A 26217-nucleotide genomic window follows, 5' to 3' on the forward strand; every position below is an offset into this window, starting at 1 on the left:
GACCGCCAACCAACGCGCGCGACGCTCAGGGCACGCAGTACGTTCAGAAGAACCCGAGCGGCTGCTCGCTATAGCTCACGAGCAGGTTCTTCGTCTGCTGGTAGTGGTCGAGCATCATCTTGTGGTTCTCGCGGCCGATGCCCGACTGCTTGTAGCCGCCGAACGCCGCGTGCGCCGGGTATGCGTGGTAGCAGTTGGTCCACACGCGCCCCGCTTGGATCGCGCGCCCGAAGCGGTAGGCACGCGTGCCGTCGCGCGTCCACACGCCTGCGCCGAGGCCGTAGAGCGTGTCGTTGGCGATTTCCAGTGCTTCCTCTTCGGTCTTGAAGGTGGTGACGGACACCACGGGTCCAAAAATCTCTTCCTGGAAGATGCGCATCTTGTTGTGGCCGCGGAAGACAGTGGGCTTCACGTAATAGCCCTCGCCGAGTTCGCCGGCGAGGCTGTTGCGCTCGCCGCCAATCAGGCACTGCGCGCCTTCCTGCTTGCCGAGGTCGATATACGAGAGAATCTTCTCGAGCTGCTCCTGCGAGGCCTGCGCGCCGATCATCGTCTTCGTGTCGAGCGGGTGGCCTTGCTGGATCGCCGCGACGCGCTTGAGCGCGCGCTCCATGAAGCGGTCATAGATCTTCTCGTCGATGAGCACACGCGACGGGCACGTGCACACCTCGCCCTGGTTGAGCGCGAACATCGCGAAGCCTTCGAGCGCCTTGTCGAAATAGCTGTCGTCATGGTCGAGCACGTCGGCGAAGAAGATGTTCGGGCTCTTGCCGCCGAGCTCCAGCGTCACGGGAATGATGTTCTGGCTCGCGTACTGCATGATGAGGCGGCCCGTGGTGGTTTCTCCCGTGAAGGCGATCTTGGCGATGCGCTTGTTCGAGGCGAGCGGCTTGCCGGCTTCGAGGCCGAAGCCGTTCACCACGTTGAGCACGCCGGCCGGCAGCAGGTCCTGAATCAGCTCGGTGAGCACGAGGAACGATGCAGGCGTCTGCTCGGCGGGCTTGAGCACGACGCAGTTACCGGCCGCGAGCGCGGGCGCGAGCTTCCACGCGGCCATGAGAATCGGGAAGTTCCACGGAATGATCTGGCCGACCACGCCCAGCGGCTCATGGAAGTGATACGCGACCGTATCGTGATCGATCTCCGAGATGCCGCCTTCCTGCGCGCGCACGCAGCCCGCGAAATAGCGGAAGTGGTCGGCGGCGAGCGGGATGTCGGCGGCGAGCGTTTCGCGCAGCGGCTTGCCGTTGTCGATGGTCTCGGCCACGGCGAGCCTGTGGAGGTTCTGCTCGATGCGATCGGCAATGCGGTTGAGGATATTCGCGCGCTCGGTGGGCGAAGTCTTGCCCCAGGCGGCTTTGGCCTTGTGTGCGGCGTCGAGCGCGAGTTCGATGTCGGCTTCGCGCGAGCGCGGGATGGACGTGAACGCGTGACCGGTAATCGGCGAAATATCGTCGAAATACTCGCCGCCGAGCGGCGCGACCCATTCGCCGCCGATGAAGTTGCCATACTGCTTCTTGTACGGGAATTCGGTAGTCAGGAATTGCATGTCCGCGTGATTCATCTGCGTGCTCCTCTGTGTTCTCGATCTCGATATGGATGGACGCGGCGAGGCCGCGCTACCGCGGCACGCTAACGCGAGAACCATGCCAGCGCGGCGGCGCAGCGGCGCTTTGCCGGGCGGTCGAGGCCCAGCGCGTCATGCCGCGCGAATGCGCTGCGCGCGAGCCTTCAGGTCGGAGAAAGGATTGCGTCAGGCCGGAACAGAAGGGCGGCCAACTGCTCAGGAAGTGAACAGCCTGGGAGCGTAATTGCGGCGGGAGTCGGAGATTTGCGGCGCGCGGGCCGCACTTGCGGTAGGCTTTGCACCCGTAACAGTCAGGAGAGTTTGCATGTCGAGTACATTCGTTTGCCGCAACCAGTCGTGCGGCACCCCGTGGGAACAGAGCGAGGTCGTGATCAAGAACGAAGGTCAGGGGCCCTTGTTCCGGTGTCCGCTGTGTGGCGCCCGTAACTACCTGGAGCAGTTCGAAGACGACGACGGCAACGTCGTCTATGAACAGGTGGACGGCAAGCCGTTCCTCTGAGCGCTGGCGGCTGGACGATCTGGATAGCGAGCGTGATGCCGAAGAGAGTCCGAAAAGCGAAGCATGCGGAGCGGACTTCGATGGTCCGGATTCCGAAGTTTTTCGCCATCCATGGCGTCTCGGACCTGGCAAGCGTGGAAAGTGAAAGACCGGCTTGCCGGTGACCGGCGAAGCGCAAGCGTCGGGCAGCGAGGCGCCGCTTTCAGCGGCGTCCATCCCCTATTTAGTCGGACTATTGGTTACCTATCTATACGGGTAGGCTGGCGAGCGCCCCGGAGCGTCCTACAGTACTTCATACGATAAGAAACCACGGCAGGACAACGGGGAAGGCCATGACATTCGTCGAACAGGAAATCGCGCACATCGCGCGCGTGATGCCACCGTCGCTGGCTGGCGATTTCGAAATGCCGGTGATGGGTGTCGCGTACTGGCGCAAGCGCTTGCACGCGCTTCTCAAGCAAAACCATCTGACTCACGTTCAGCTTTCGACCGTCGATACGCTGCTGCGCCAGCTCGACGGCTTCGAGGCGCTCGGCCGCTGGCTGCCGCGTCCGAAGCGGACGTCGCGTCATGTGAGGCGCGTGAAGTAGTTCAGGCCCGTGGCCGCGGAGAAATGCAAAAAGCCCGATCGCAAGGATCGGGCTTTTTGGCTGAATTCGCTGGTGGGGCGTGAGTGACTCGAACACTCGACCTACGGATTAAGAGTCCGCTGCTCTACCAACTGAGCTAACGCCCCCAACAGAAAAAAGATTATGCAGGACTTTTCCGGGCTTGGCAAGTCCCTTCTGCAAATTATCTGAAAATAGTTTGTCGATGCGGTGCAGGCTCCGTGTGCGCGAGCGTTTGTGCCTTTACCACGGGCGCCGTGCCGTCCCGGTATGATGTCGCCACGCTTGGGTCAAACCAGGTTTCGAGCTAGTCGCTGTGCACCGCCCCGGTTCGCCAAGGTCGGCTGCGATCGGCTGGAAACGTCGCACGGCAATCCACAAAGGCAAACGATGGACGACAACGCAATCGACGCGCTGCTGGAGCGGGTGCTGGCCCCTTGGGTGCGCGCGCTCGGGATGAAGCCCGTCGAGGTCTCGGAAGACAGCGCCACCTTGCGCCTGCCGTTTTCCGGCGAGCTGCGCCATTCGGGCGGCGTGATCTGCGGCCAGGTGTTCATGGCGGCGGCGGATACGGCCATGATCGTCGCGATCACGGCCGCGCTCGGCGGCTTCAAGCCCATGACGACTGTTGCGCTGAACACCAATTTCATGCGCGCGGTGCGCAAGGGCGACGTGCTCGTGACGGCGCGCGTGCTGCGCATGGGCCGCAATCTGGTGTTCGGTGAAATAGAACTCTACGACGAAGACGGCCGCATGGCGGTTCACGCGACCTCGACCTACGCGCTGCTCGATTAAGCTTGGCGCTTCCGATCGGTTTCGGTCGCTTCGAAGGACGTAGAAGGCATGTTCGATCAGGTGGTTTTCGCCGGCGGCGGCAATCGCTGCTGGTGGCAGGCGGGGTTCTGGGACATCGTCCAGCCCGAGCTGCGCATTCGCCCGCGCGTCATTACGGGCATCTCGGCGGGCGCGGCCACCGCGTGCATGCTCTACACGCGCGACGCCGACTGGGTCATGCGTTATTACGAGGAAGCGCTGCGCCACAACAAGCGCAACGCCTACTGGGGCAATCTGCTACGCGGCGAGTCGGTGTTTCCGCATTACCGCATCTATCGCCAGGCGTTGCTCGACATCTACGGCGAGCCGTTCACGCAGCTTCAGGACGCGCCTGAGATCCGCATCGGCGTGTCGCATGTGCCGCGTTGGCTTGGCGCGCGCAGCGCCGTGGCGGCGGGTCTCATCGCGTACAACATCGAAAAACATATCCGCAAGACGCTGCACCCGACGCTCGGGCGCAGGCTCGGGTTTCATCCGGAATTCGTGACGGCGCAGGAATGCGCGAGCGTGGAGGATCTAGCCGATCTCATCCTGCAGTCGTCATGCACGCCGCCGTTCACGCCGGTGCTGCGGCGTGACGGCCGACCGGTGCTCGATGGCGGGATGGTCGACAACGTGCCGGTCGGCGCGCTCGACGACACGCCCGGCCGTGTGCTGGTGATGGTGACGCGGCTCTATCCGCGTCCGCAGATGTTCGTGGTGCGGCATCAGGCAACGCAGGGCGTGCAGCAGCGCCTTTACGTGCAGCCGTCGGCCAGGGTGCCGATCTCGAGCTGGGACTACACGAGCCCGCAGCAGATGCAGCACGCGTACAACCTCGGCCGCGTGGACGGCGAGCGTTTCCTCGCGCGTTTGCCCGAGGTCATGGAAGCGGCCGCTCACGCCTGAGCGCACGCGGCCGCATCGAAATCAGACGGAAAGACGCACGAAGGGCGGCGCGCGCCGCCCCGTGCCGCCGCGCTTACTTGCGGCGGCCGCCCTGCAGCGCTTCGGGGTTCGCGACGCTCACGTGATCGCCCGCGTCGAACGCGAGGATATTGCGGAACGCCCCGCCGAAGTACAGCTCGTAGCTCTCGCGCTCCACATAGCCGATGTGCGGCGTGCAGATCACGTTTTCCATGCGCAGCAGGCTGTAGCCCTGCAGGATCGGCTCGCTCTCGTACACGTCGATCGCGACCATGCCCGGCCGGTTGTGCGCGAGCGCGCCGAGCAGCGCATTTTCTTCCATCAGCTCCGCGCGGCTCGTGTTGACGAGCAGCGACGTGGGCTTCATGCGCAGCAGGTCTTCCTGCTTGACGATCCCGCGAGTGTCATCGTGCAGGCGTAGATGTAGCGACAAGACGTCGCTCTCTTCGAACAGCGCCTCGCGGCTTGCGGCGGCTTCGTAGCCGTCGGCGCGCGCCGCTTCGAGCGAATGCTCGCGGCCCCATACCAGCACGCGCATGCCAAAGGCCTTGCCGTAGCCGGCCACGAGCCGGCCGATCTTGCCGTAGCCCCAGATGCCGAGCGTTTGCCCGCGCATCACCTGGCCGAGGCCGAAGTTGGGCGGCATCGCCGAGGTCTTGAGGCCCGACTGCTGCCACGCGCCCTGCTTGAGGTTGGCGACGTACTGCGGAATGCGGCGCTGCGCGGCCATGATGAGCGCCCACGTGAGTTCGGCGGGCGCGACGGGCGAACCAGTGCCTTCGAGCACGGCGATGCCGCGCTCGGTGCAGGCTTCGATGTCGATGTGCGGACCGGCCTTGCCCGTCTGGCTAATCATGCGCAGATGGGGGAGCTTGTCGAGCAGTTGCGAGGTGATGCGGGTGCGTTCGCGAATCAGGACGAGCGCGTCGACTTCGGCGAGGCGGCTGGCGAGTTGGCCGAGGCCGCGGACCGTGTTGTTGAAAACCTTGACCTCGTGGTCGGCGAGCAGTTGAAAGCAGTCGAGCTTGCGGACGGCGTCCTGGTAGTCGTCAAGGATGGCAATTTTCATGGCGGCGGGTTGTTTTGCGTGTTTTGCATCGCGCCTTTCGTAGCGCGACTTCGGTGTTCATCTGGTGGTTATCCCACTATGCAGCGCCGGGAAGGCTGGTATGAATATAGGGAGCCTTCACGTCGCTCGCCGCGTGCAGCAGCAGGCATTGCAATTGCGCAAGCCCGAGGCTACGCACGCAGGTTTTTGACGCGGCAATCAGCCGCGAATTCGCAACTTTTAACAGCTTGTCGGGCTCCGATGCAAGCCGCTTTACAGACGGTTTCGAACCCCAGGCTAGAGGACCTTGACGACCTGCCCAACTGCGCGAACCGATTCGCATGTTGATCTGCCATCGACATCCGGTTCGCAATGAGTTGCGCCTCTCGCGTGCAGCGTTGAAAAGGGCCGATTCTCGTTTTACAGCCCTAAAAATGGAGACAGCTCGATGAACCATCCCGATTACCAAGCCCAGGCCGCCGCACAGGTGCCCGCCTGGGTCCGGCACCGGAAACTGGTCGACTGGGTGCAGAAAATCGCAGCGCATACGCAGCCCGATCGCATCGTCTGGTGCGATGGCTCCCAGGAAGAATACGACCGCCTGTGTGCGCAGATGGTCGAGGCCGGCACGATGCGCCGCCTTAATCCGCAGAAGCGTCCGAATTCGTATCTCGCCTGCTCCGACCCCTCGGACGTCGCGCGCGTGGAAGATCGCACCTTCATCTGCTCGCCCACCAAGGAAAATGCCGGCCCCACCAACAACTGGGTCGCGCCCGCCGAAATGCGCGCGACGCTCGACGGCCTGTTCGCAGGCTCGATGCGCGGCCGCACGATGTATGTCGTGCCGTTCTCGATGGGCCCGCTCGGCTCTCCGATCGCGCATATCGGCGTGGAGCTTTCCGATAGCCCCTACGTGGCCGTGAACATGCGCATCATGACGCGCATGGGCCGCGCCGTGTACGACGTGCTCGGCGAAGACGGCCCGTTCGTGCCGTGCGTGCACAGCGTGGGCGCGCCGCTCGCAGCGGGCGAGCGGGACGTGCCGTGGCCGTGCAACAAGACGAAGTACATCGTCCACTTCCCGGAAACGCGTGAGATCTGGAGCTACGGCTCGGGCTACGGCGGCAATGCGCTGCTCGGCAAGAAGTGCTTCGCGCTGCGCATCGCTTCGACCATGGGCCGCGACGAAGGCTGGCTCGCCGAACACATGCTGATTCTCGGCGTGCGTTCGCCGGAAGGCCGCAAGTACCACGTCGCGGCGGCGTTCCCGTCGGCGTGCGGCAAGACCAACTTCGCCATGATGATTCCGCCGCCTGCCATGAACGGCTGGGAAATCACCACGATCGGCGACGATATTGCGTGGATCAAGCCCGGCGCCGATGGCCGTCTCTACGCCATCAACCCCGAGGCCGGCTACTTCGGCGTGGCGCCGGGCACCGGTGAGAAGACCAATTTCAACGCCATGGCGACGCTCAAGGAGAACGTGATCTTCACGAACGTCGCGCTCACCGACGACGGCGACGTCTGGTGGGAAGGCATGACCGACGAACCGCCCGCGCACGCGATCGACTGGCTCGGCAACGACTGGACTCCCGCCATCGGCAAGGAAACGGGCCGCAAGGCCGCGCATCCGAACGCGCGCTTCACGGCGCCCGCGTCGCAGTGCCCGTCGATCGATCCCGAGTGGGAGAACCCGAAGGGCGTGGCCATCGATGCGTTCATCTTCGGCGGCCGCCGTTCGACCACGGTGCCGCTCGTGACCGAGGCGCGCGACTGGACCGAGGGCGTCTACATGGCCGCGACCATGGGCTCGGAGACCACGGCCGCGGCCGCGGGACAGCAGGGCGTGGTGCGGCGCGATCCGTTCGCGATGCTGCCGTTCTGCGGCTACAACATGGCCGACTACTTCGGGCATTGGCTCGACGTGGGCGAGCGCCTCGCCAAGGCCGGTGCGACGGTGCCGCGCATCTTCTGCGTGAACTGGTTCCGCAAGGGGCCAGATGGCAAGTTCGTGTGGCCGGGCTTCGGCGAGAACATGCGCGTGCTCGAGTGGATGGTGCGCCGTATCGAGGGCAAGGCCACCGGCGACGAGCATGCATTCGGCGTGTCGCCGCGCTACGGCGACCTCGACTGGAGCGGCCTGAACTTTACGCAGGAGCAGTTCGAACAGGTGATTTCAGTGGACGCCGACGCCTGGCGCGCCGAACTCGCGCTGCACGCCGAGCTGTTCGACAAGCTCGCTCATGGCTTGCCGCAAGTGTTGAAGGACGCTCGCCAGAGGCTGGAAACGCGTCTCTAATCATGTAATGTGAGCGCTCACTATCTGGACGGCCGCCCGAGGGCGGCCATTTTTATTTCCGGGGTCGAATGCATTGGTGCGGTGCAGAGGCACGTCTGTTCGGCGTTAGAGCGACTATTTCGCTGCAACGCGCAAAATTGTTTCGTTCGAAGTAATAATCGGACCGCTGTTAATGCATTTTGGGGTGCAGTCGAAGAAATCGTAAAGAAAATAAGGGCTTCGGAGGCAACTTCTGCACGATTTCTGCTGTCGTAGGAGAATTCGCGGTTTCCTCCGCTGATTAACAGCGGGGTAGTAACAGGCAGGAGTTGTCTCATGGATCATTTGCAGTCGATGCGAGTATTCGTCAAAGTGGCCGACCTCGGCAGTTTCGCCCGGGCCGCTTCCGCGATGGATATCTCCAACGCAGTTGCGACGCGGCACGTTGCCGACCTCGAAGGTCGACTCGGCACGCGTTTGCTCAACCGCACGACCCGCAGTCTCTCCCTGACCGAATCGGGTCAGGTCTATCTCGAGCGCGCCCGCCAGATCCTCGATGAGCTCGAGGATGTCGAACAGATGGTCGTCGCGCGCAATCACGAACCTGTCGGCACGCTGCGCATCGTCGCGCCGGTCGTGTTCGGGCTCCACAACCTCGCTCCGGTGCTGCAGACCTACACGCAGCGCTATCCGCAGGTCATTCCCGACGTCACGCTGGTGGACCGTCAGGTCGATCTCGTCGAAGAGGGCTTCGATCTGGGCGTCGTGACAGCACGCCAGATGCGCAGCGCCAGCATCGTCACGCGCCGCCTCACCACGGGTTGCATGACGGTGTGCGCGACGCCCGCGTACCTCGAAAAGCACGGCACGCCCACGCGCCCCGAGCATCTCATGGAGCACCCGAGCCTCTCGCTGCCCTCCGAGTACTGGGGGGACGAGCGCGTCTTCACGGGTCCGGACGGCGAAATCCGCGTGCGTCCGACAAATGTGATCGTGGCGAACAACACCGAGATGCTGCGCCAGTTCGCGCTGCTCGGCATGGGCATCGCGATCCTGCCGAGCTACCTGATCGGTCGCGACATGACGCGCGGGCGCCTCGTGCGGCTGCTTGGCGACTATCGTCTGCCGCAGGTGGAGATCAACGTCGCGTATCCGAGCCGGCGTCACCTGCCTGCCAAGGTGCGCACGTTCATCGACCATCTCGTCGAGCACTTCAGCCAGACGCCGAACAGCCAGCTTGGCGAGCAGTGGGTCAAGGACGGTCTTGCACGTCCGGCAGTGGCGGCTCGCAACGGCGTTGCGGGCGACGACTACGATGGCGTGCAGCCAGCGCCGGGCGGTAGCCTGCACGACAGCGAGCACAACGGCACGGACGGCGAACGCGCGCCGAAGGCGGCGCGCGCTTCGGCAGCGCGTACCCGGACTTCGGCGATCTCGCCGCTATAAGCCCGATATCGCCGTTCATCGGTCGATAAAAAAGGCGCAGCTTCGAGAGAAGCTGCGCCTTTTTGCCTGTTGCGAGCGGGCCGGCGACGGCCCGGGAAGGGACGGCTTTACGACCCTGTCTTGCGCGCCGGCGTCTTGCGGGCGGCGGTCTTGCGTGCCGGTGCGGCTTTGGCGGCCGCCGTCTTGCGCGCGGGTTTCGCCTTGCCTTCTTCGGCCGAATCCGCCGCGTCGTTCGCGGCATCGTTCGTCGCCTCAGCCGAGGCAGCCGACTTCTTCGCGGCCGTCTTGGCCGCCGTCTTCGCGCTCGGCTCCTTCTTCTCGAACTCGAAGCCGATCTTGCCGTCCGGCTGCTTGACGAGGAAAGCCTTGAAGTTGCGGCCCGTACGCGACGACTTGAAGTTGGTCAGCAAGTCGGTGCGGCCTTCGGCAAGCAGCTTGGCCATCTGGTCGCGCGCGATCTCCTGCTGCAGGATCACCTTGCCCGAGCGGAAGTCGCAGGTCTTCGGATTCGCGACCGAGTGCTCGCACACGTAGCTCATGCCGTGCTCGTACACGCGTGCCTTGCACTTCGGGCACGCGCCCACCGGCTCCTGCTGCGAGAAGTCGGGCGCTTCGCCGTCTTCGGCGCCGGAGTCCTGGCCGAAGTCGAACTCGAGCTTGTAGTTCTTGATTTCGTCGTCGAACGAGAGCTTGAGGATGGCAGAGAACGGCCGGCCCATCTTGCTGCGGAAGCCCGAGAGCGGGCCGATCGTCTTGTTCTGCAGCAGTTCTTCCACTTCGGGGATTTCGAACTGGCGGCCGCCCGGAATCTTCGAGATCGAGAACTCGCACTTCGTGCAGGCGAAGCGGCGATAGTTTTCCTTCACCTGGCCGCCGCAATTCGGACACGGCGTTTGCAGCGTCGCGTAGTCGCCGGGGATCGTGTCCGAGTCGTATTCCTTCGCGCGCTTCACGATGGTCTGCGTCATGCGGGCGATTTCCTGCATGAACGCGTCACGCGGGAGTTTGCCGCGCTCCATCTGCGAAAGCTTGTACTCCCATTCGCCGGTGAGTTCCGGCGCGGTCAGTTCTTTCACGCCGAGACCGCGCAACAGCGTCATGAGCTGGAACGCCTTGGCCGTCGGGATCAGTTCGCGGCCTTCGCGCACGAGATACTTTTCGCCGAGCAGACCTTCGATGATCGCCGCGCGCGTGGCCGGCGTACCGAGGCCCTTGGCGGCCATGGCCTCGCGCAGCTCTTCGTCGTCCACGAGCTTGCCCGCGCCTTCCATGGCCGAGAGCAGCGTCGCTTCGTTGTAGCGCGCAGGCGGCTTGGTCACGAGCTGGTGCGCCGCGATCTTGTCGGTCTTGACCTTCTCGTCCTTCTTAACCGGCACGAGATTGGCGTCGTCGCCGCCCGCGTCGCGGCCATAGACCTGCAGCCAGCCCGGCTCGACCAGCACCTTGCCTTCGGTCTTGAAGTGATGCCCTGCGACTTCGGTGATACGCGTGGTGACGCGATATTCCGCCGCCGGGAAGAACACGGCGAGGAAGCGCTTCACGACGAGGTCGTACAGCTTCTGCTCGGGCTCCGAGAGCGACTTCGGCGCCTGCAGCGTGGGGATGATGGCGAAGTGGTCGCTGATCTTCGAGTTGTCGAAGATGCGCTTGTTCGGCTTCACCCAGCCCTTGTCGAGCACCTGCTTGGCGTGCGGCAGGTAGTTGTTGCTCTCCTTGAGCATCTCGAGCGTCTCTTTCACCGTGCCCATGTAATCCTCGGGCAGCGCGCGCGAGTCGGTACGCGGGTAGGTGAGCACCTTGTGCTTTTCGTACAGCGCCTGAGCGAGGCCGAGCGTGTTCTTGGCAGAAAAGCCGAAGCGGCCGTTCGCTTCACGCTGCAGGCTCGTCAGGTCGAAGAGCGCGGGCGAGAGCTGGGTGGACGGCTTCGATTCCTCGCTGACCGTGCCTTCGCGGCCATGGCAGGCCGCAACGATGGTCTCGGCGGCCGGCAGGCTCCAGAGGCGCGAATCGCGCTTTTCCGGATCGAACTCGTCCCTCTTGAATTTCGGGTCGTACCAGCGGCCTTCATAGAAGCCGCTCGCGCAGACGAACTCCGCACGCACTTCCCAATAGTCGCGCGGGATGAAGCGGCGGATTTTCTCTTCGCGTTCGACGACGATCGACAAGGTCGGCGTCTGAACGCGGCCAACCGTCGTGAGGAAGAAGCCGCCGCCCTTGCTGTTGAAGGCGGTCATCGCGCGCGTGCCGTTGATGCCGACGAGCCAGTCGGCTTCCGAGCGGCAGCGGGCGGCGTCGGCGAGCGGCTGCATGTCGTGGTCGCTGCGCAGGTTCGCGAAGCCGTCGCGGATCGCCTGCGGCGTCATCGACTGGAGCCACAGGCGCTGGACCGGCTGCTTCGCCTTCGCGTGCTGCGCGATCAGGCGGAAGATCAGCTCGCCCTCGCGCCCCGCGTCGCAGGCGTTGATGAGTTGCGTGACGTCCTTGCGCTTCATCAGCTTGTTGAGCACCTTGAGCCGCGATTCGCTCTTGGCGATCGGGTTCAGGTCGAAGTGCGGCGGGATCACGGGCAGGTGAGCGAAGCTCCACTTGCCGCGCTTGACCTCGTATTCTTCCGGCGCTGCGATTTCCAGCAGATGGCCGACTGCCGACGAGAGTACGTAGTCGTCGCTCTCGTAGTACTCGTCATGCTTGGTAAAACCGCCCAGCGCGCGCGCGATGTCGTTCGCGACGGACGGCTTCTCGGCGATGATCAGAGCTTTGGACATGACTGGTTGCTTGTGGGTGTTCCGGTTGGCGCCCCCGGGGCCGATGCCGCCTGAATGGGCGCTTGGGCGCGATGCCCGGCGTTGCTGCCCCGCTCGGGGGGCCGTTCTCGACCGCTTTATAGCACATGGCGCGTCGGCGTCGATTTTTGCGTCATCTCATGACGACACCCGCGCACCCGCCAGGGCGCCCAATCATAAGGGCGCGCCAGGCCGCGCGGCAAGCGGTGTGCCTGATCGGGGTCAGATGCTGGGTGCGCTCAAACCGCGCTCAGGACGGGGCGCAGCTTGGGCGCGTCGGACACGCCCGGTAGCGCCGTGAGGTCCGAAAGCATGCGCTCGACCACGGCGGCGTGCGGCAGGACCGTGCCGAAAAAGCGCGTGGCGTGACCGTCCTCGATCAGGATGGTCGGGAAGTTCTCGACATCGAGATCGTCGAAGCGGTCGGCATGGGTTTCGATGTCGATGTACGCAAAGCAGACATCGGGATGCGCCTCGGCGATGCGGTCGAACGTGGCACGGTAGTCGCGGCACGTCCCGCACCATTGCGCGCACAGGCACGCGACGAACAGCGTGTCCTGATTGCTGACGCGCTCGGCGATCTGGTCGGCTTCGGTGTCGAGGTCTAGCGCGGGCATGGTCGTTCCTTGCGTTCTCTTATATATAGAGCGGGGTATTTGGCGCGAATGTATCACGGCGACGCGTGAGCGGTGATGCTCCCCCAATCCGCGGCATCAGCCGCGCGAGGCCCGCACGAACCAGCCGCCGGGCAGGGCGTCGAGGTGTCCCGCGAGCTCGAGTTGCAGCAGCGTGCCTTGCAGCACCGCTTCGGCCATGTCGGTGCGCTGCGCGAGGATTTCAACCGTGGCGGGCGCGTGACCGAGCGCTTCGAGGAGGCGCCGGGCTTCAGCGCCAAGGCTGGCGGGCGATTTTCGTGCTTCAGCGCGATGCGCAGGCGGCGGCTCGGGGCGGGGGAACTCGAGCGCCAGCTGTGGCGTCTCGTTTGCGTCGTCGCGCGGCATGCGATCGAACGGAACGGAGACCTTCTCGCGGCGCTGTTCCCGCGGCGACACCGGCGTGCGGCCTGCACTCGAGGGTTGCCCGACATCGAGCGCATCGAGTACCTCTTCGGGCGATTCGACCAGCTGCGCCCCCTGCTTGATGAGCCCGTGGCAGCCGCGCGTGAGCGGCGCGTGAATCGAGCCGGGCAGCGCGAAAACGTCGCGTCCCATTTCGTTGGCGAGCCGTGCCGTGATGAGCGAGCCGGAACGTTGTGCGGCCTCGACCACCACCACGCCTTCGACGAGCGCGGCAATCACGCGGTTGCGCTGCGGAAAGTTCGCGGAGCGCGCCGGGGTGCCGAGCGGCCATTCGGAGACGAGCGCGCCGTGTGCGGCGATCTCCACGGCGAGCGGATGATGGGCCGGCGGATAGACGAGATCCGCCCCGGTGCCGGTCACGGCGACGGTGCCGCCCTGCTCGTGGAGTGCGCCGCGATGGGCGGCGCCGTCCACGCCGAGCGCGAGCCCCGACACGACGGTGAGACCCGACGCGGCGAGAGTGCGTGCGAAGCGCGCGGCGTCCTCGACGGCCTGCGGCGTGGCGTTGCGGCTGCCCACGATGGCCACCGCGCGTGCGTGCAGCAGTTCGAGCCGGCCCTTTGCGTAGAGCAGCGGCGGTGGATCGGGCATGTCGAGCAGGCGGCCCGGATAGGCCGGGTCGGCAAGCGTGATGAGCGCGTTGCCGGGCGCCGCGCGCCACGCCTGCAGGGCATCGAGTCGTGCCGCGAAGTCCGGCCGGGGCTCGGCCAGGGCGGCATGGGCGGCTTGCGCACCCGCCACCGCGGCGAGTGCGGCGAACGGCTGGGCCAGCACGTGTTGGGGCAGGCCGAACGCGCCGAGCAGCGCGCGCAGCGCAGCGGGCCTCAGGCCGCGCGCGAGGGCGAGGCGCAGCCAGGCGGCCAGTTCTTCGGCAGACAGCGGCAAGGTCGTCGGCATTGCGTTCCCAGGGCGCGGACGGTTTGCCGCACCTCGTGATAAAATTTTCACCATCCGAAATACACCGTGGCGTCTTTACCCGTGGCATTGCGCGCACGCCTTCGCGAGCAGCGCGCCCGCACGGGCGATACGCGCGTTCAACGTTGAATTGCGGCCCTTTCGTCCGAATATCAGGAGATATCCTCCGTATCCGGCCCGGGACCCGCAAGCTGGCCGAATGGCCAGGCCGCGCATCGTTCCCTGTGCCAGGCTCTTTCAGGCGCCCAACGAGAAACCCGTCAAATCATGGCTCTACTGAACATTCTTCATTACCCGGACAAGCGTCTGCACAAGGTCGCAAAGCCGGTCGAGGTGGTCAACGACCGCATCCGCAAACTGGTCGCCGACATGGCCGAAACCATGTACGCCGCGCCGGGCGTCGGTCTCGCGGCCACCCAGGTCGACGTGCATGAGCGCGTCGTGGTGATCGACGTGTCGGACGCGCACGACGAACTGCGCGTGTTCATCAACCCGGAAATCATCTGGTCGAGCGACGAGCGCGAAGTGCACGAGGAAGGCTGCCTTTCCGTGCCGGGCATCTACGATGAAGTCGAGCGCGCGGAAAAGGTGCGCGTGCGCGCGATGAACGAAAAGGGCGAGACCTACGAGGTGGACTGCGAAGGGCTGCTCGCCGTGTGCATCCAGCACGAAATGGATCACCTGATGGGCAAGGTGTTCGTCGAATACCTGTCGTCGCTCAAGCAGACGCGCATCCGCAGCAAGATGAAGAAGCTCGAACGGGCGATGTAATCGCGATCTGACCGTCTCTTTCTTCATCAACCCGCCGCCACGCACCGAGCGCCCATGAGCCACACCCTTCGCGTCATCTTCGCCGGCACGCCGGAATTCGCTGCCGCGGCGCTCGCGGCGATTCACGAAGCGGGCTTTGCCGTGCCGCTCGTCCTGACTCAGCCGGACCGCCCGGCAGGCCGCGGCATGAAACTCCAGGCAAGCCCGGTCAAGCGCTATGCGCAGGAGCACGGCATGGCCGTCGCCCAGCCGCCGTCGCTGCGCCGGACCGGCAAGTATCCGCAGGAAGCCGCCGCGGCGCTGGACCTGCTGCGCGCCACGCCGCACGACGTGATGGTGGTCGCAGCCTACGGGCTGTTGCTGCCGCAGGAAGTGCTGGATATCCCGCCGCGCGGCTGCATCAACATTCATGGGTCCATCCTGCCGCGCTGGCGCGGCGCGGCACCGATTCATCGCGCGATCGAAGCCGGCGACACCGAAACCGGCATCACGCTCATGCAGATGGACGCGGGGCTCGACACCGGCCCGATGATCTCCGAGGTGCGCACGCCGATCGCGCCGGGCGACACCACGGCGACGCTGCACGACCGCCTCGCGCAACTCGGCGCGCAGCTGATCGTCGACGGGCTCGTCGCGCTCGAGCGCGACGGTGCGCTGCCCGCCACGCCGCAGCCGGCCGAAGGCGCGACTTACGCCGAGAAGATCGGCAAGCAGGAAGCCGCGCTCGACTGGCGTCGGCCGGCGGTGGCGCTCGCGCGTCAGATTCGCGCATTCGACCCATTCCCGGGCGGCGCGGCCACGCTGGACGGCGCGCAGCTCAAGCTGTGGGCCGCCGAGCCGGTCGAGCGTCCGGCGGACGCGGCCGGCGAACCGGGCGAGATTCTCGAAGTCAGCCCGGCGGGCGTGGTGGTGGCCTGCGGCGAGGGTGCGCTGCGCCTCACGCAGCTGCAAAAGCCGGGCGGCAAGCGGCTGCCCGCGCGCGAATTCCTGGCCGGTATGCCGCTGGCGGCGGGGCAGCGGTTCCAGCTGCCGGAGACCCCGGCGGCTTGAACCCGGGCTCGCGCCAGCGCGTGAAAACGCTCCGCCAGGCCAAGTGCTGCGCGGTTCCCGGCGCGCTAGAATCAATGGCGTTTGAAGCGCGTTTTTCGATTTTGAGGTTGGCATGCTCGGCATTACCCATTTCGGTTTCTTTCTCGTCGCCGTATTTCTCCTGAACGTGACGCCGGGGCCCGACACGGCCTATATCGTCGGCCGCAGCGTCGCGCAGGGCCGCGGCGCGGGCCTCGTTTCCGCACTGGGTATCTCGGCGGGCTGCTGCGTGCACACGCTCGCCTGCGCGTTCGGTCTGACCGCGCTGCTCGCGGCGTCGGCCACGGCGTTCACGGTCATCAAGATCGTGGGCGCGATCTATCTCGTGTATCTCGGCGTGCGCCTCGTTCTCACGAAGCACGAAGTCAGGCCCGCCGAAGGCGCCCCGCAGGCCACGGCCCCTGCCGCCGCCCCGCGCCCGCTGCGTCAGCTGTTCGTTTCGGGTTTCTGCACCAACGTGCTCAATCCGAAGGTGGTGCTGTTCTTCGTTTCGTTTTTCCCGCAGTTCGTGACCACGGGGACGGAGCACAAGGCCCTCGCTTTCCTCACACTCGGCGCCGTGTTCATGCTGATGAGCACGGTCTGGAACAGCTTCGTCGCGTGGGTGGCGGGCAGCGTCACGCAGCGCTTCTCGGGCAAGCCGGGCGTCAAGAAGTGGCTCGATCGCACGGTCGGCTCGGCGTTTGTCGGGCTGGGCCTGAAGCTCGCGACCGCCACGCGATGAGATTGAATTTTTCGCATCTGCCCATATCTAACAAATCGCTTACAATGCGCTCGCTCAAAGCTAGCTGACCGGCTGGCGGCGGGCGTTCAACGATCGATTTGATCCCCTGGTGGGTGAAGGAGCACAGCACATGTTCAACTGGGTCAAAACCGCGATGTTGATGGCCGCGATTACGGCCCTTTTCATCGTGATTGGCGGGCTGATCGGCGGGCATCGCGGGATGGTGCTGGCGCTGTTCTTCGCGCTCGCCATGAACTTCTTCTCGTACTGGTATTCGGACAAGATGGTCCTGCGCATGTACAACGCGCAGGAGGTCGACGAGACCACGGCGCCGCAGTTCTATCGCATGGTCCGCGATTTGTCCACGCGGGCGGGCCTGCCGATGCCGCGCGTCTACCTCATCAACGAGGACGCGCCCAACGCCTTCGCTACCGGCCGCAATCCCGAGCACGCAGCGGTCGCGGCGACCACGGGCATCCTGCGCGTGCTGTCCGAACGTGAAATGCGCGGCGTCATGGCGCACGAACTGGCGCACGTGAAGCACCGCGACATTCTGATCTCGACCATCTCGGCCACCATGGCCGGCGCGATCTCGGCGCTCGCCAACTTCGCGATGATCTTCGGCGGCCGCGACGAGAACGGCCGTCCCGCGAACCCCATCGCGAGCATCGCCGTGGCGCTGCTCGCACCGATCGCGGGCGCGCTGATCCAGATGGCGATTTCGCGTGCGCGTGAATTCGAGGCGGACCGCGGCGGCGCCGAGATTTCCGGCGATCCGCAGGCGCTCGCTTCGGCGCTCGACAAGATCCACCGCTACGCGCAGGGCATTCCGTTCCCGGCGGCCGAAGAGCATCCGGCCACGGCGCAGATGATGATCATGAATCCGCTGTCGGGCGGCGGCTTGCAGAACCTCTTCAGCACGCACCCGTCCACGGAAGAGCGCATCCGCCGCTTGATGGAAATGGCTGCAGGTGGCCAACGCTAACGCGACGACCGGTAGCCGGTGACGAAAAAAACGCCTCCTCGGAGGCGTTTTTTATTCAGCCCGTCGCCGCGGCGTCGCCGTCCATATGTCGGGCGCCCGCTCGCACCGAAACCCGCAACGCCCGTTGACGCAGCGACACCACGAAGAATACGAAATAAACGCCGATGAACCAGGACACGTCGAGCGCGTAGTAGACGTGCCCGAACTTGACGACGATCCACGCGGCGATGAACGCCAACGGTACGGCGTAGAAAAACACGCGATCCATCCGGTTGTCTTCTTTGCTGCTCTGGAAGAGCGAAACGTAGCAGCACGCAAAAAACGGCGCGATGTCGTATTCCTTCATTCTCGGATTCAGCGCGAGACAGAACGCGAGCACATAGAACAGCCTGCCAGGCACGCTTGCGTTTTCGGCAACCATGAGCCGCCGCCCGCGCAATGGATTGACCGCGTACATGAATAGCGCCACGACCACCAGCTCGTAGAGCAGCACGTCTTCCAGGGTCGACAGCGCACGCACGTGTTGTTCGAGTATCCCGAACAGCACGAGTCCGGAATCGTTCTGGGCGAGCATCTGCCAGCGCAGCAGGGTTTCGAAGTCGGTCCACAGGCGCGGTTCCAGCGCGAGCTGCGCGATGGTTGCCAGCGCAACGCACAAGGGCACGGCGATGAAATAGCGCATGCCTTTGGGGATAAAAAAGAACACGACGGCGTAGGTCAGGAAATAGATCTTGATGGAGGCAAACAGGGCGATGAAAAAAGCCAGCGCGCAATACTTTGCCGTCGCGCCACGGCTGTCGTGCATAGCCGAAGCCGCATAAAAAAGCGCAATGATCAGCAGGTGGCCGAAGATCGCAAAATTGCCCGTGAGGATGCCTCCCACGCCCGCGCCGCCGGTCAGAAACCCAAGCGCGCCCGCGACGATGAAATCCGCATGCCTGATGCTGTAGGCCAGATAGATCAGCGACGCGACAACGAATGCCAGATAGAGCCAGTGAAACGGCACGCGCGAGAACAGATTCAGGAAGATGGGCGGATAGATGAAGGGGAATCCGTGCGGAATATACGGATTCGCGCCGCGCTTGAATTGATCGAGCGCGTACGCGTACACCTTGTAGTCCCAGAAAGGCGAGAACAGCTTTCCCCGTCCCTGCTGGTACACAGAAAACAGAGCAACGAAGGCGAGGAACGCGAAGTCTTGTTTCTTCCCGAGTCGTTTCATGATGGCCGCTACGTCGCAGGGGGGAGGGGCGTTTTCTGTCGCCATCATGAGGCGAGCGGTTAGTCGGTATCCGCCAATATGTATCCCTGCGCTTGCCTCGCTATCCGCGCGCTGGCGCGGTGCCGTCAACGGGAATCGCGCCGGCTCGCAGTGTTGCGCGCTCGCCACGCTACAATGGCTCGCTCGTGCATTACTGACGCCGCGACTCACAGCGGCCCGCATCCGGTTTCTTCATGACATCCAGCCCATCCCGGCGACCCGGCAAGCCGTCTCAAGGCAAAAAGAGTTCCGCATCCCCCGCGCGCCCGCAGGGCGCGGCGCCGGCGCGCAGCCACGCCGTGCACCTGGCCCCCGATTCGCTGGGCTTTGCGCTCGACCAGGCCGCTCATGCGGTCGGCGCGGTGCGCGCCGGTTCGGCCTTGCCTGGCGCGCTCGCGAGCGCCTTCGCCGCCTTGCGCGCCGACGTCGCGCCGCAGGCTCGCGGCGCTGTGCAGGACATCGCCTATCGCACCATGCGGCGGCTCGGCACGGTCGACTGGCTGATCCGGCAGCGCGTGAGCAAGGCGCCGCCGCAGCTCGTCGCGAACCTGCTCGCCTGCGCGCTGGCGTTGCTCGCCGAAGACGAGGCGAGCGCCGCCTACACGCCGTTTACGGTCGTCGATCAGGTCGTGCGCGCCGTGGGCGCGCGCCGCGAAATCGCCTTCGCGAAGGGGCTCGTCAATGCGGTACTGCGCGGATTTTTGCGCGAGCGCGACACCGCGCTTGCCGCTGCCCAGGCCGATGAAACCGCCCACTGGAACTATCCGCGCTGGTGGATCGACGCGGTCCGCGCCGCGTGGCCCACGCAGTGGCAGGCGATTCTCGCCGCGGGCAACACGCAAGGCCCGCTCACGCTGCGCGTGAATGCGCGCCGCACGAGCGCCGCCGATTACGTCCAGCGGCTCGCCGCCGAAAACATCGCCGCCACGCAGATCGGCGAACACGCCGTGCGTCTGGCCGCCGCGTTGCCGGTGGATCGCATCCCCGGGTTCCTCGCGGGCGACGTGTCCGTGCAGGACGCCGGCGCGCAAGTGGCCGCACAAATCCTCGGCGTGCGTGACGGCATGCGTGTGCTCGACGCGTGTGCGGCGCCCGGCGGCAAGAGCGGCCATCTGCTCGAGCTTGCCGACATCGATCTGGTTGCGCTCGAAAGCGACGCCACGCGCGCTGCGCGCATCGGCGAAAACTTCGCGCGCCTCGGTTTCGCGCAAGACGATCCCGCGCACCCCATGCGGCGCGCATCGATCGTGGTCGGCGACGCGGGCAATCCTGCCGCGTGGCATGACGGCGAAGGCTTCGATCGCATCCTCGCCGACGTGCCATGCTCGGCCTCGGGCATCGTGCGCCGTCATCCGGACATTCGCTGGCTGCGCCGCGAGAGCGACATCCCGGCGCTTGCCGCCGAGCAGCGCCGCATCGTCGATGCGCTGTGGCCGCTCGTGAAGCCGGGCGGCGAACTGCTGTACGTGACCTGTTCGATCTTCCCCGAGGAAGGCGAGGCGCAGGCGCGCTGGTTTGAAAGCACCCATGCGGATGCGGTACGATTGGACGCCCCGGGGCAACTGCTGCCCGAGGCATTCGGCGCGCCGGCCCGGGGGCCAGAAGACGGCGCAGCCGGCGAAGCGCGGCACGATGCTGCTGCAAAGGCCGAAGTGACGACGACTGTCTTTCCCGTTCCCGATCGCACCGCAGATCACGACGGATTCTTCTACGCGCGCTTTCAGAAACGGTGACCATCAAACGCTTCTTCCCGCTGCGGTTCGCGGCCCTGATCTGGCTGGTGCTTGCCGTCGTCGGCTTCGTGGCCGCCGCGCCGGCGCGCGCCGACTCGATCTCGGTGCAGCGCGCGTCGCTCCAGGCCGACAGCAACGGCTGGAGCCTCGACGCCCGTTTCGACTTCGACCTCAACAGCAGCCTGGAAGACGCGGTCAACAAGGGCATTCCGCTCTACTTCACCACCGACTTCGAGCTCACGCGCGCGCGCTGGTACTGGTTCGACGAACAGCCGGTGAGCGTTTCGCAAAGCATTCGCCTGTCGTTCCAGCCGCTCACGCGCGAGTACCGCGTCTCGAGCGGCGGTCTGCAGCTCGGCTTCTCGACGCTCGCAGAAGCGCTCGCGGTCATCAAGCACGTCACCTCGTGGCACGTGATCGATCGCAACGACGTGCACGCCGGCGAAACGTACACGGCCTCGGTGCGCATGCAGCTCGACGTCGCGCTGATGCCCAAGCCGTTCCAGATCGACGCCGTGAACAACCGCGACTGGAACCTCGCTTCCGACTGGAAGCGCTTCAACTTCACGGTGACCGAACGTGCTAAATAAAGTACGCCGCGCCACCAGCTTCAGCAGCGTCGTCGTCAAGCTGCTCGTCTCCACCGTCGCGTTCACCGCGACGCTGCTGCTCGTCCTGCTCGCCGCGGCGAGCGCGAACACCGAGTTCTTCGACCGCTACTACGGCTGGCTCTACGCAGCCAATATCGTCGTCGCGCTGATCTTCCTGTCGGTGGTCACGGCGCTCATGATCGTGATCGTCGTGCGCTTGAGGCGCGGCAAGTTCGGCACGCGGCTGCTCGCGAAGCTCGCGTTCTTCTTCGCGCTCGTGGGCGTGGTGCCGGGCGGCATCATCTATATCGTTTCCTATCAGTTCGTCTCGCGCTCGATCGAGTCGTGGTTCGACGTGAACGTGGAAACCGCGCTCACCGCCGGCCTGAATCTCGGCCGCGGCATGCTCGACGCCTCGCTCTCCGACCTGCAAACCAAGGGCCGTCTGATGGCCGAGCAGATCGCGAACGGCGATTCGGCAGGCACGACGCTCACGCTGCTGCGCGCGCGCGATCAGTTCGGCGTGCAGGACGCGATGATCGTCGAGCCGGTGCGCAGCATGTCGGGCGCGGCGCCCGACATGCACGTGGTGGCGCAGGCGTCGAGCAACTTCTCGTCGCTCATGCCCGCCGACATGCCCACGGCGCTCATGATCGATCAGGCGCGCGGGCGCGGCTATGCGGCGATCGAAGGCGAAGTGGATGGCGACCCGCATCAGCTTGGCTCGAAGGGCGCGCTTCGATTGCGGGTGGTCACCCGCATTCCCGATGCGAACACAACGGATCTGCAGCCGGTCGAGCGTTTCCTGCAGCTCGAGCAGCCGGTGCCGGCCGCGCTCGCGCGCAACGCCGACGCCGTGCAGCGCGCGTATCGCGAGTACCAGGAGAAGGCGCTCGGCCGCACGGGCTTGCGCAAGATGTATATCGGCACGCTCACACTCGCGCTCTTTCTCGCCACTTTCGTCGCGATGATGCTCGCGCTCGCCCTCGGCAACCAGCTCGCGAGGCCGCTCTTCCTGCTCGCGCAGGGCACGAAGGAAGTGACCGAGGGCGACTACACGCCCAAGCGCGAAATCAAGTCGCGCGACGAGCTGGGCTTCCTCACGCAGTCGTTCAACGCGATGACGCGCCAGCTTTCCGAAGCGCGCCAGGCCGTGGAGAAGAACCGCGTCGCGCTCGAGCATTCGAAGGCGTACCTCGAGAGCATTCTCGCGAACCTCACGGCGGGCGTGTTCGTGTTCGACCGGCAGTTCCGCCTCACGACGGCGAACCCCGGCGCGGAGCGCATTTTCCGTCAGCCGTTCCAGACGCAGCTCGGCGTCGCGCTCGATCACATCGGCGCGCTCACGGAGTTCGGCGCGATGGTGCGCAAGGCCTTCGCCGACCAGGAAGCTTCGCGCGGCGATGGCGATCAAGAGCGCGGCCATTGGCAGCAGCAGTTCTCCGTGCCGATTCCGGGCGAGACCGATCCGCTCACGCTGCTCGTGCGCGGCGCGCGCCTCGTATCCGACACGGGCCGCGACGCGGGCGACATGCAGACCTCGGGCTACGTCGTGGTGTTCGACGACATCTCCGACGTGATCTCGGCGCAGCGCTCGGTGGCGTGGGGCGAAGTCGCGCGGCGTCTCGCGCACGAGATCAAGAATCCGCTCACGCCGATCCAGCTCTCGGCCGAACGCCTGCAGATGAAGCTCACCGACAAGCTCGCGCCCACCGACGCCGAAGTGCTCAGGCGCGGCGCGACCACCATCGTCAATCAGGTCGCGGCGATGAAGCAGATGGTCGACGACTTCCGCGATTACGCGCGCACGCCGCCGGCGGTGCTCGCGAACCTGCAGCTCAATGAACTCGTGAGCGAAGTGCTCACGCTCTACGGCGCGGAAGAAGGCAAGAGCGCGATCAAGGTCGAGCTCTCCGAGTTGCCCGTGATACGCGGCGACGCGACACAATTGCGTCAGGTGATCCACAACCTGCTGCAAAACGCGCAGGACGCGGTGGCCGACACGCAGAATCCTCGCGTGACGCTCGAGACCCGCGCCGTAGAATACGGAGACCCCGACGCGCAAGGACGCACGCGCGTGGCGGTTCGTCTCACGGTATCGGACAACGGCCCGGGTTTCCCGGCGCGCATTCTCACGCGTGCGTTCGAACCCTATGTGACGACCAAGGCCAAAGGAACAGGACTCGGGCTTGCGATGGTCAAGAAGATCGTCGACGAGCACGGCGCGCGCATCGACATCCGCAATCGAATGAGAGCGGGCGATGTGATCGAAGGCGCGCAGATCTCGATTCTCTTTCTCCAGTTGGCAGACGATGCCGCCACGCCCGGACCCGGCCGATCCGGGGAGGGGCAGGCGCGTGCCGAAGCGGAGCAAGGATCAAAAGCAACAGTGCAGACAAGGGCAGCGTAAATGGCAACCATCCTGGTGGTAGACGATGAAATGGGCATCCGGGAATTGCTCTCGGAGATCCTCAGCGACGAAGGACACGTCGTGGAGCTCGCGGAAGATGCGCAGCAGGCGCGCGACTTCCGGCAGCGCCACGTGCCGGATCTCGTGCTGCTCGATATCTGGATGCCGGACACCGATGGCGTGACGCTGCTCAAGGAATGGGCCGCGCAGGGCCATCTCACCATGCCGGTCATCATGATGTCGGGGCACGCGACCATCGACACCGCCGTCGAGGCGACGAAGATCGGCGCGCTCAACTTCCTCGAAAAACCGATCGCGCTGCAAAAGCTGTTGAAGGCGGTCGAGCAGGGGCTCGCGCGCGGCACGGCCGCGCCGGTCGCGCCGGCCACAGCGGCGGCAGCGGGGAAGACGGCGGCGGGTGGACCCGCGGTCGTGGCATCGGCGGCGGCGCTGCCGGTACTGGGCGCCGACGGCGTCCATGGCATGCAGGCGGCGGCCACGCAAACGGCATCGATCTCGTTCGATATCCCGCTGCGCGATGCGCGCGACGCGTTCGAGCGCGCCTACTTCGAGTACCACCTCGCGCGCGAGAACGGCAGCATGACGCGCGTGGCCGAAAAAACGGGGCTTGAGCGTACGCACCTGTATCGCAAGCTCAAGCAGCTCGGCGTGGACCTCGGCAAGAGCAAGGGCGAATGAACGCGTGCAGGTGAGCGGCGCGGACAGGCGCGTCAATTTTGCGAAAGCCACTTGGCAAGTGCTGATTTCACCGCTATAATCTTCTTTCTTCGTTGGCCCGGTAGCTCAGTTGGTAGAGCAGCGGATTGAAAATCCGCGTGTCGATGGTTCGATTCCGTCCCAGGCCACCAGAATGCAGCCCCAGGAGATCGTTCGATTCCTGGGGCTTTTTCGTTGTGCGCGTTGTCCAGCGGCTTGAACTCCGGACATCGACGGTATCCGGGGTATAAGGGTGCGCCGATGCCCGTAGAAGGGCCCCGGCCTATACTGCATGAGCCGGCGCGGGGGTTGTCCCTGCCGGCCCGCCGGGCGCCGGGCGCCAGGCGACAAAAGCGGGCAAGGAAGCCAGCAAAGCGCCAGCAACGAAAGCATTCGCGCGGAAACCTCATACACGGAGTTTCACGGTGACTCGAACAGAAGCCAAAGGCGCGCTCGTCCTGTTTTCCGGCGGCCAGGATTCGGCCACGTGCCTCGCTTGGGCGCTCGACCGCTACCAGAGCGTCGAAACGCTCGGCTTCGATTACGGCCAGCGTCATCGCGTCGAACTGGAATGCCGCGAGGGTTTTCGCGCGGCGATCGCCAGCACGTTCCCCGAGTGGGGCGAGCGTCTCGGCGACGATCACATGATCGATCTCTCGGTGCTCGGCTCGATCAGCGACACGGCCATGACGCGCGAGATCGAGATCGAAACCGCCGCGAGCGGCTTGCCGAACACCTTCGTGCCTGGCCGCAACCTGATGTTCATGCAGATCGCCGCGGCGATCGCTTATCGTCGCGGGCTCAAGGTGCTCGTGGGCGGGATGTGCGAAACCGACTTCTCGGGCTATCCCGACTGCCGCGACGACACGATGAAGGCGCTGCAGGTAGTGCTCAATCTCGGCATGGACACGCGCTTCGTGCTGGAAACGCCGCTCATGTGGCTCGACAAGGCCGATACATGGCGCCTCGCCGAAAAGCTGGGCGGCGAAGCGCTGGTGGATATGGTCCGCGTGGAAACGCACACCTGCTACCTGGGCGAGCGCGCGGAGCTTCACGCGTGGGGGTTCGGCTGCGGCGAGTGCCCGGCGTGCAAGTTGCGCAAGCGCGGGTATGAAGCGTATCTCGCCGGCGAGAACGTGACGGAAGCCCCGGCCTGAGTGTTAGCCTCGGGCCGCGCGCGTCACTTTCGCGGTGAATGAATACGGCCAGGGCCGCGCACGGGCGGCGCGCCCCCCGCCGACACGATGATTTCGCGCCCGAGACCAACCGGCTTTGCACGCGCCTTGCGCGCATGAGCCAGAACCAGGCTGCACGATGACTTACGCGGTAAAGGAAATTTTCTACACATTGCAGGGCGAGGGCGCGAACGCCGGGCGTCCGGCCGTGTTCTGCCGGTTCGCCGGCTGCAATCTCTGGTCGGGCCGCGAGGAAGATCGCGAGCAGGCCGTTTGCCGCTTCTGCGACACCGACTTTGTCGGCACCGATGGCGAGAACGGCGGCAAATTCCGCACGCCGGAAGAACTCGTCGCGCAGATCGCCTCGCTCTGGCCCGAAGGCGAGGGCAACCGCTTCGTGGTCTGCACGGGCGGCGAGCCGATGCTGCAGATCGACCAGCCGTTCGTCGACGCGCTGCACGCCGCCGGTTTCGAGATCGCGATCGAAACGAACGGCTCGCTGCCGGTGCTGGAAACGATCGACTGGATCTGCGTGAGCCCGAAGGCCGACGCGCCGCTCGTCGTCACGAAGGGCAACGAGTTGAAGGTTGTCGTGCCGCAGGAGAACCAGCGCCTGGCCGACTATGCGAAGCTCGATTTCGAGTATTTTCTCGTGCAGCCCATGGACGGCCCGTCGCGCGACCTGAACACGAAGCTCGCCATCGACTGGTGCAAGCGCCATCCGCAGTGGCGCCTGTCGATGCAGACCCACAAATACCTGAACATTCCCTGATTCACG

The 26217-nt window shown here is 65.2% G+C and carries 22 protein-coding genes and 2 tRNA genes; 17 read left to right on the top strand and 7 right to left on the bottom strand.

All coding sequences use genetic code 11. The annotated features are described in order from the left end of the window. Nucleotides 1-43: 43 nt before the first annotated feature. On the bottom strand, nt 44-1564 hold the full coding sequence (adh, locus tag BFD71_RS13860) for an aldehyde dehydrogenase (protein ID WP_069264573.1): 1521 nt from the start codon (nt 1562-1564) through the stop codon (nt 44-46). 328 nt (nt 1565-1892) lie between these two features. Here adh and BFD71_RS13865 point away from each other — a divergent pair, with 328 nt between their 5' ends. Both BFD71_RS13865 and BFD71_RS13870 read left to right on the top strand, forming a co-directional pair. After that, entirely contained in the window at nt 1893-2087 is a 195-nt protein-coding gene (locus tag BFD71_RS13865) for a hypothetical protein (protein WP_069264575.1), read from the top strand. A 332-nt stretch (nt 2088-2419) separates the two neighbouring features. Then, a complete protein-coding gene (locus BFD71_RS13870; RefSeq protein WP_069264577.1) occupies nt 2420-2677 on the top strand; it encodes a hypothetical protein in 258 nt (85 codons plus the stop codon). A 70-nt stretch (nt 2678-2747) separates the two neighbouring features. On the opposite strand, the gene BFD71_RS13875 is transcribed toward BFD71_RS13870, so the two are convergent. Further along, a tRNA-Lys gene (locus BFD71_RS13875) sits at nt 2748-2823 on the bottom strand. A 262-nt stretch (nt 2824-3085) separates the two neighbouring features. On the opposite strand from BFD71_RS13875, the gene BFD71_RS13880 reads away from it, so the two are divergent. Together BFD71_RS13880 and BFD71_RS13885 are read left to right on the top strand one after the other, a co-directional pair. Beyond that, the gene (locus tag BFD71_RS13880; protein ID WP_028203232.1) at nt 3086-3490 is read left to right on the top strand and encodes a PaaI family thioesterase; all 405 of its coding nucleotides are present in this window, start codon (nt 3086-3088) and stop codon (nt 3488-3490) included. A 48-nt stretch (nt 3491-3538) separates the two neighbouring features. Further along, nucleotides 3539-4417 carry a patatin-like phospholipase family protein gene (locus tag BFD71_RS13885; RefSeq protein ID WP_069264579.1) on the top strand — a complete coding sequence of 293 codons (879 nt, stop codon included), beginning with the start codon at nt 3539-3541 and terminating at the stop codon, nt 4415-4417. A 73-nt stretch (nt 4418-4490) separates the two neighbouring features. Here BFD71_RS13885 and BFD71_RS13890 read toward each other — a convergent pair whose 3' ends face one another. Further along, nucleotides 4491-5504 carry a D-2-hydroxyacid dehydrogenase family protein gene (locus tag BFD71_RS13890; protein ID WP_069264581.1) on the bottom strand — a complete coding sequence of 338 codons (1014 nt, stop codon included), beginning with the start codon at nt 5502-5504 and terminating at the stop codon, nt 4491-4493. Nucleotides 5505-5931: 427 nt separating this feature from the next. Here BFD71_RS13890 and BFD71_RS13895 point away from each other — a divergent pair, with 427 nt between their 5' ends. Next, the gene (locus tag BFD71_RS13895; RefSeq protein WP_069264583.1) at nt 5932-7782 is read left to right on the top strand and encodes a phosphoenolpyruvate carboxykinase (GTP); all 1851 of its coding nucleotides are present in this window, start codon (nt 5932-5934) and stop codon (nt 7780-7782) included. A 315-nt stretch (nt 7783-8097) separates the two neighbouring features. Continuing rightward, a complete protein-coding gene (locus BFD71_RS13900; protein ID WP_069264585.1) occupies nt 8098-9207 on the top strand; it encodes a LysR family transcriptional regulator in 1110 nt (369 codons plus the stop codon). A 107-nt stretch (nt 9208-9314) separates the two neighbouring features. On the opposite strand, the gene BFD71_RS13905 is transcribed toward BFD71_RS13900, so the two are convergent. The 3 genes from BFD71_RS13905 to dprA form a co-directional block, all read right to left on the bottom strand. Next, nucleotides 9315-11972: a DNA topoisomerase III gene (locus tag BFD71_RS13905; RefSeq protein WP_069264587.1), complete on the bottom strand. Its 2658-nt coding sequence runs from the start codon at nt 11970-11972 to the stop codon at nt 9315-9317. Nucleotides 11973-12229: 257 nt separating this feature from the next. Next, nucleotides 12230-12607 (bottom strand): thioredoxin family protein, encoded by a 378-nt coding sequence (locus BFD71_RS13910; protein ID WP_069264589.1) that lies wholly within the window; start codon nt 12605-12607, stop codon nt 12230-12232. A gap of 96 nt (nt 12608-12703) precedes the next feature. Beyond that, entirely contained in the window at nt 12704-13966 is a 1263-nt protein-coding gene (dprA, locus tag BFD71_RS13915; RefSeq protein ID WP_069264592.1) for a DNA-processing protein DprA, read from the bottom strand. Between the two features lie 285 nt (nt 13967-14251). Between dprA and def the strand changes: the two genes are divergently transcribed. From def to htpX, 4 genes are all read left to right on the top strand, one after another. Further along, nucleotides 14252-14755: a peptide deformylase gene (gene def / locus BFD71_RS13920; protein WP_069264594.1), complete on the top strand. Its 504-nt coding sequence runs from the start codon at nt 14252-14254 to the stop codon at nt 14753-14755. Nucleotides 14756-14809: 54 nt separating this feature from the next. Then, nucleotides 14810-15805: a methionyl-tRNA formyltransferase gene (fmt, locus tag BFD71_RS13925; protein WP_069264597.1), complete on the top strand. Its 996-nt coding sequence runs from the start codon at nt 14810-14812 to the stop codon at nt 15803-15805. A gap of 112 nt (nt 15806-15917) precedes the next feature. Continuing rightward, the gene (locus tag BFD71_RS13930) at nt 15918-16568 is read left to right on the top strand and encodes a LysE family translocator (RefSeq protein WP_069264599.1); all 651 of its coding nucleotides are present in this window, start codon (nt 15918-15920) and stop codon (nt 16566-16568) included. 130 nt (nt 16569-16698) lie between these two features. Further along, on the top strand, nt 16699-17553 hold the full coding sequence (htpX, locus tag BFD71_RS13935) for a zinc metalloprotease HtpX (protein WP_069264601.1): 855 nt from the start codon (nt 16699-16701) through the stop codon (nt 17551-17553). A 55-nt stretch (nt 17554-17608) separates the two neighbouring features. Here the strand turns inward: htpX and BFD71_RS13940 are convergent, their stop codons facing one another. Next, complete coding sequence (locus BFD71_RS13940) at nt 17609-18775, bottom strand: hypothetical protein (RefSeq protein ID WP_069264603.1); 1167 nt, start codon at nt 18773-18775, stop codon at nt 17609-17611. A gap of 233 nt (nt 18776-19008) precedes the next feature. Here BFD71_RS13940 and rsmB point away from each other — a divergent pair, with 233 nt between their 5' ends. The 7 genes from rsmB to queE all read left to right on the top strand — a co-directional run bounded on the left by rsmB (nt 19009) and on the right by queE (nt 26211). Further along, complete coding sequence (gene rsmB, locus BFD71_RS13945; RefSeq protein ID WP_069264605.1) at nt 19009-20547, top strand: 16S rRNA (cytosine(967)-C(5))-methyltransferase RsmB; 1539 nt, start codon at nt 19009-19011, stop codon at nt 20545-20547. Beyond that, a complete protein-coding gene (locus tag BFD71_RS13950) occupies nt 20544-21137 on the top strand; it encodes a DUF4390 domain-containing protein (protein WP_069264766.1) in 594 nt (197 codons plus the stop codon). The genes rsmB and BFD71_RS13950 overlap by 4 nt, the downstream gene beginning before the upstream one ends. Further along, a complete protein-coding gene (locus BFD71_RS13955; RefSeq protein WP_069264607.1) occupies nt 21127-23547 on the top strand; it encodes a sensor histidine kinase in 2421 nt (806 codons plus the stop codon). The genes BFD71_RS13950 and BFD71_RS13955 overlap by 11 nt, the downstream gene beginning before the upstream one ends. After that, a complete protein-coding gene (gene esaR, locus BFD71_RS13960) occupies nt 23548-24246 on the top strand; it encodes a response regulator transcription factor EsaR (protein ID WP_069264609.1) in 699 nt (232 codons plus the stop codon). A gap of 94 nt (nt 24247-24340) precedes the next feature. After that, a tRNA-Phe gene (locus tag BFD71_RS13965) sits at nt 24341-24416 on the top strand. Nucleotides 24417-24689: 273 nt separating this feature from the next. Continuing rightward, nucleotides 24690-25421, top strand: a complete 732-nt coding sequence (gene queC / locus BFD71_RS13970; RefSeq protein WP_069264611.1) for a 7-cyano-7-deazaguanine synthase QueC — start codon at nt 24690-24692, stop codon at nt 25419-25421. Between the two features lie 157 nt (nt 25422-25578). Beyond that, nucleotides 25579-26211 carry a 7-carboxy-7-deazaguanine synthase gene (gene queE / locus BFD71_RS13975; protein ID WP_069264616.1) on the top strand — a complete coding sequence of 211 codons (633 nt, stop codon included), beginning with the start codon at nt 25579-25581 and terminating at the stop codon, nt 26209-26211. Nucleotides 26212-26217 lie beyond the last annotated feature (6 nt).

Source organism: Paraburkholderia nodosa (genome assembly GCF_001718195.1).
Taxonomy (GTDB): Bacteria; Pseudomonadota; Gammaproteobacteria; order Burkholderiales; family Burkholderiaceae; genus Paraburkholderia; species Paraburkholderia nodosa_A.

Bases quoted from the DNA above. Each gene is read 5' to 3' on its own strand.
- adh (WP_069264573.1), bottom strand. From the start codon at position 1,564: ATGAATCACGCGGACATGCAATTCCTGACTACCGAATTCCCGTACAAG.
- BFD71_RS13865 (WP_069264575.1), top strand. From the start codon at position 1,893: ATGTCGAGTACATTCGTTTGCCGCAACCAGTCGTGCGGCACCCCGTGG.
- BFD71_RS13870 (WP_069264577.1), top strand. From the start codon at position 2,420: ATGACATTCGTCGAACAGGAAATCGCGCACATCGCGCGCGTGATGCCA.
- BFD71_RS13880 (WP_028203232.1), top strand. From the start codon at position 3,086: ATGGACGACAACGCAATCGACGCGCTGCTGGAGCGGGTGCTGGCCCCT.
- BFD71_RS13885 (WP_069264579.1), top strand. From the start codon at position 3,539: ATGTTCGATCAGGTGGTTTTCGCCGGCGGCGGCAATCGCTGCTGGTGG.
- BFD71_RS13890 (WP_069264581.1), bottom strand. From the start codon at position 5,504: ATGAAAATTGCCATCCTTGACGACTACCAGGACGCCGTCCGCAAGCTC.
- BFD71_RS13895 (WP_069264583.1), top strand. From the start codon at position 5,932: ATGAACCATCCCGATTACCAAGCCCAGGCCGCCGCACAGGTGCCCGCC.
- BFD71_RS13900 (WP_069264585.1), top strand. From the start codon at position 8,098: ATGGATCATTTGCAGTCGATGCGAGTATTCGTCAAAGTGGCCGACCTC.
- BFD71_RS13905 (WP_069264587.1), bottom strand. From the start codon at position 11,972: ATGTCCAAAGCTCTGATCATCGCCGAGAAGCCGTCCGTCGCGAACGAC.
- BFD71_RS13910 (WP_069264589.1), bottom strand. From the start codon at position 12,607: ATGCCCGCGCTAGACCTCGACACCGAAGCCGACCAGATCGCCGAGCGC.
- dprA (WP_069264592.1), bottom strand. From the start codon at position 13,966: ATGCCGACGACCTTGCCGCTGTCTGCCGAAGAACTGGCCGCCTGGCTG.
- def (WP_069264594.1), top strand. From the start codon at position 14,252: ATGGCTCTACTGAACATTCTTCATTACCCGGACAAGCGTCTGCACAAG.
- fmt (WP_069264597.1), top strand. From the start codon at position 14,810: ATGAGCCACACCCTTCGCGTCATCTTCGCCGGCACGCCGGAATTCGCT.
- BFD71_RS13930 (WP_069264599.1), top strand. From the start codon at position 15,918: ATGCTCGGCATTACCCATTTCGGTTTCTTTCTCGTCGCCGTATTTCTC.
- htpX (WP_069264601.1), top strand. From the start codon at position 16,699: ATGTTCAACTGGGTCAAAACCGCGATGTTGATGGCCGCGATTACGGCC.
- BFD71_RS13940 (WP_069264603.1), bottom strand. From the start codon at position 18,775: ATGAAACGACTCGGGAAGAAACAAGACTTCGCGTTCCTCGCCTTCGTT.
- rsmB (WP_069264605.1), top strand. From the start codon at position 19,009: ATGACATCCAGCCCATCCCGGCGACCCGGCAAGCCGTCTCAAGGCAAA.
- esaR (WP_069264609.1), top strand. From the start codon at position 23,548: ATGGCAACCATCCTGGTGGTAGACGATGAAATGGGCATCCGGGAATTG.
- queE (WP_069264616.1), top strand. From the start codon at position 25,579: ATGACTTACGCGGTAAAGGAAATTTTCTACACATTGCAGGGCGAGGGC.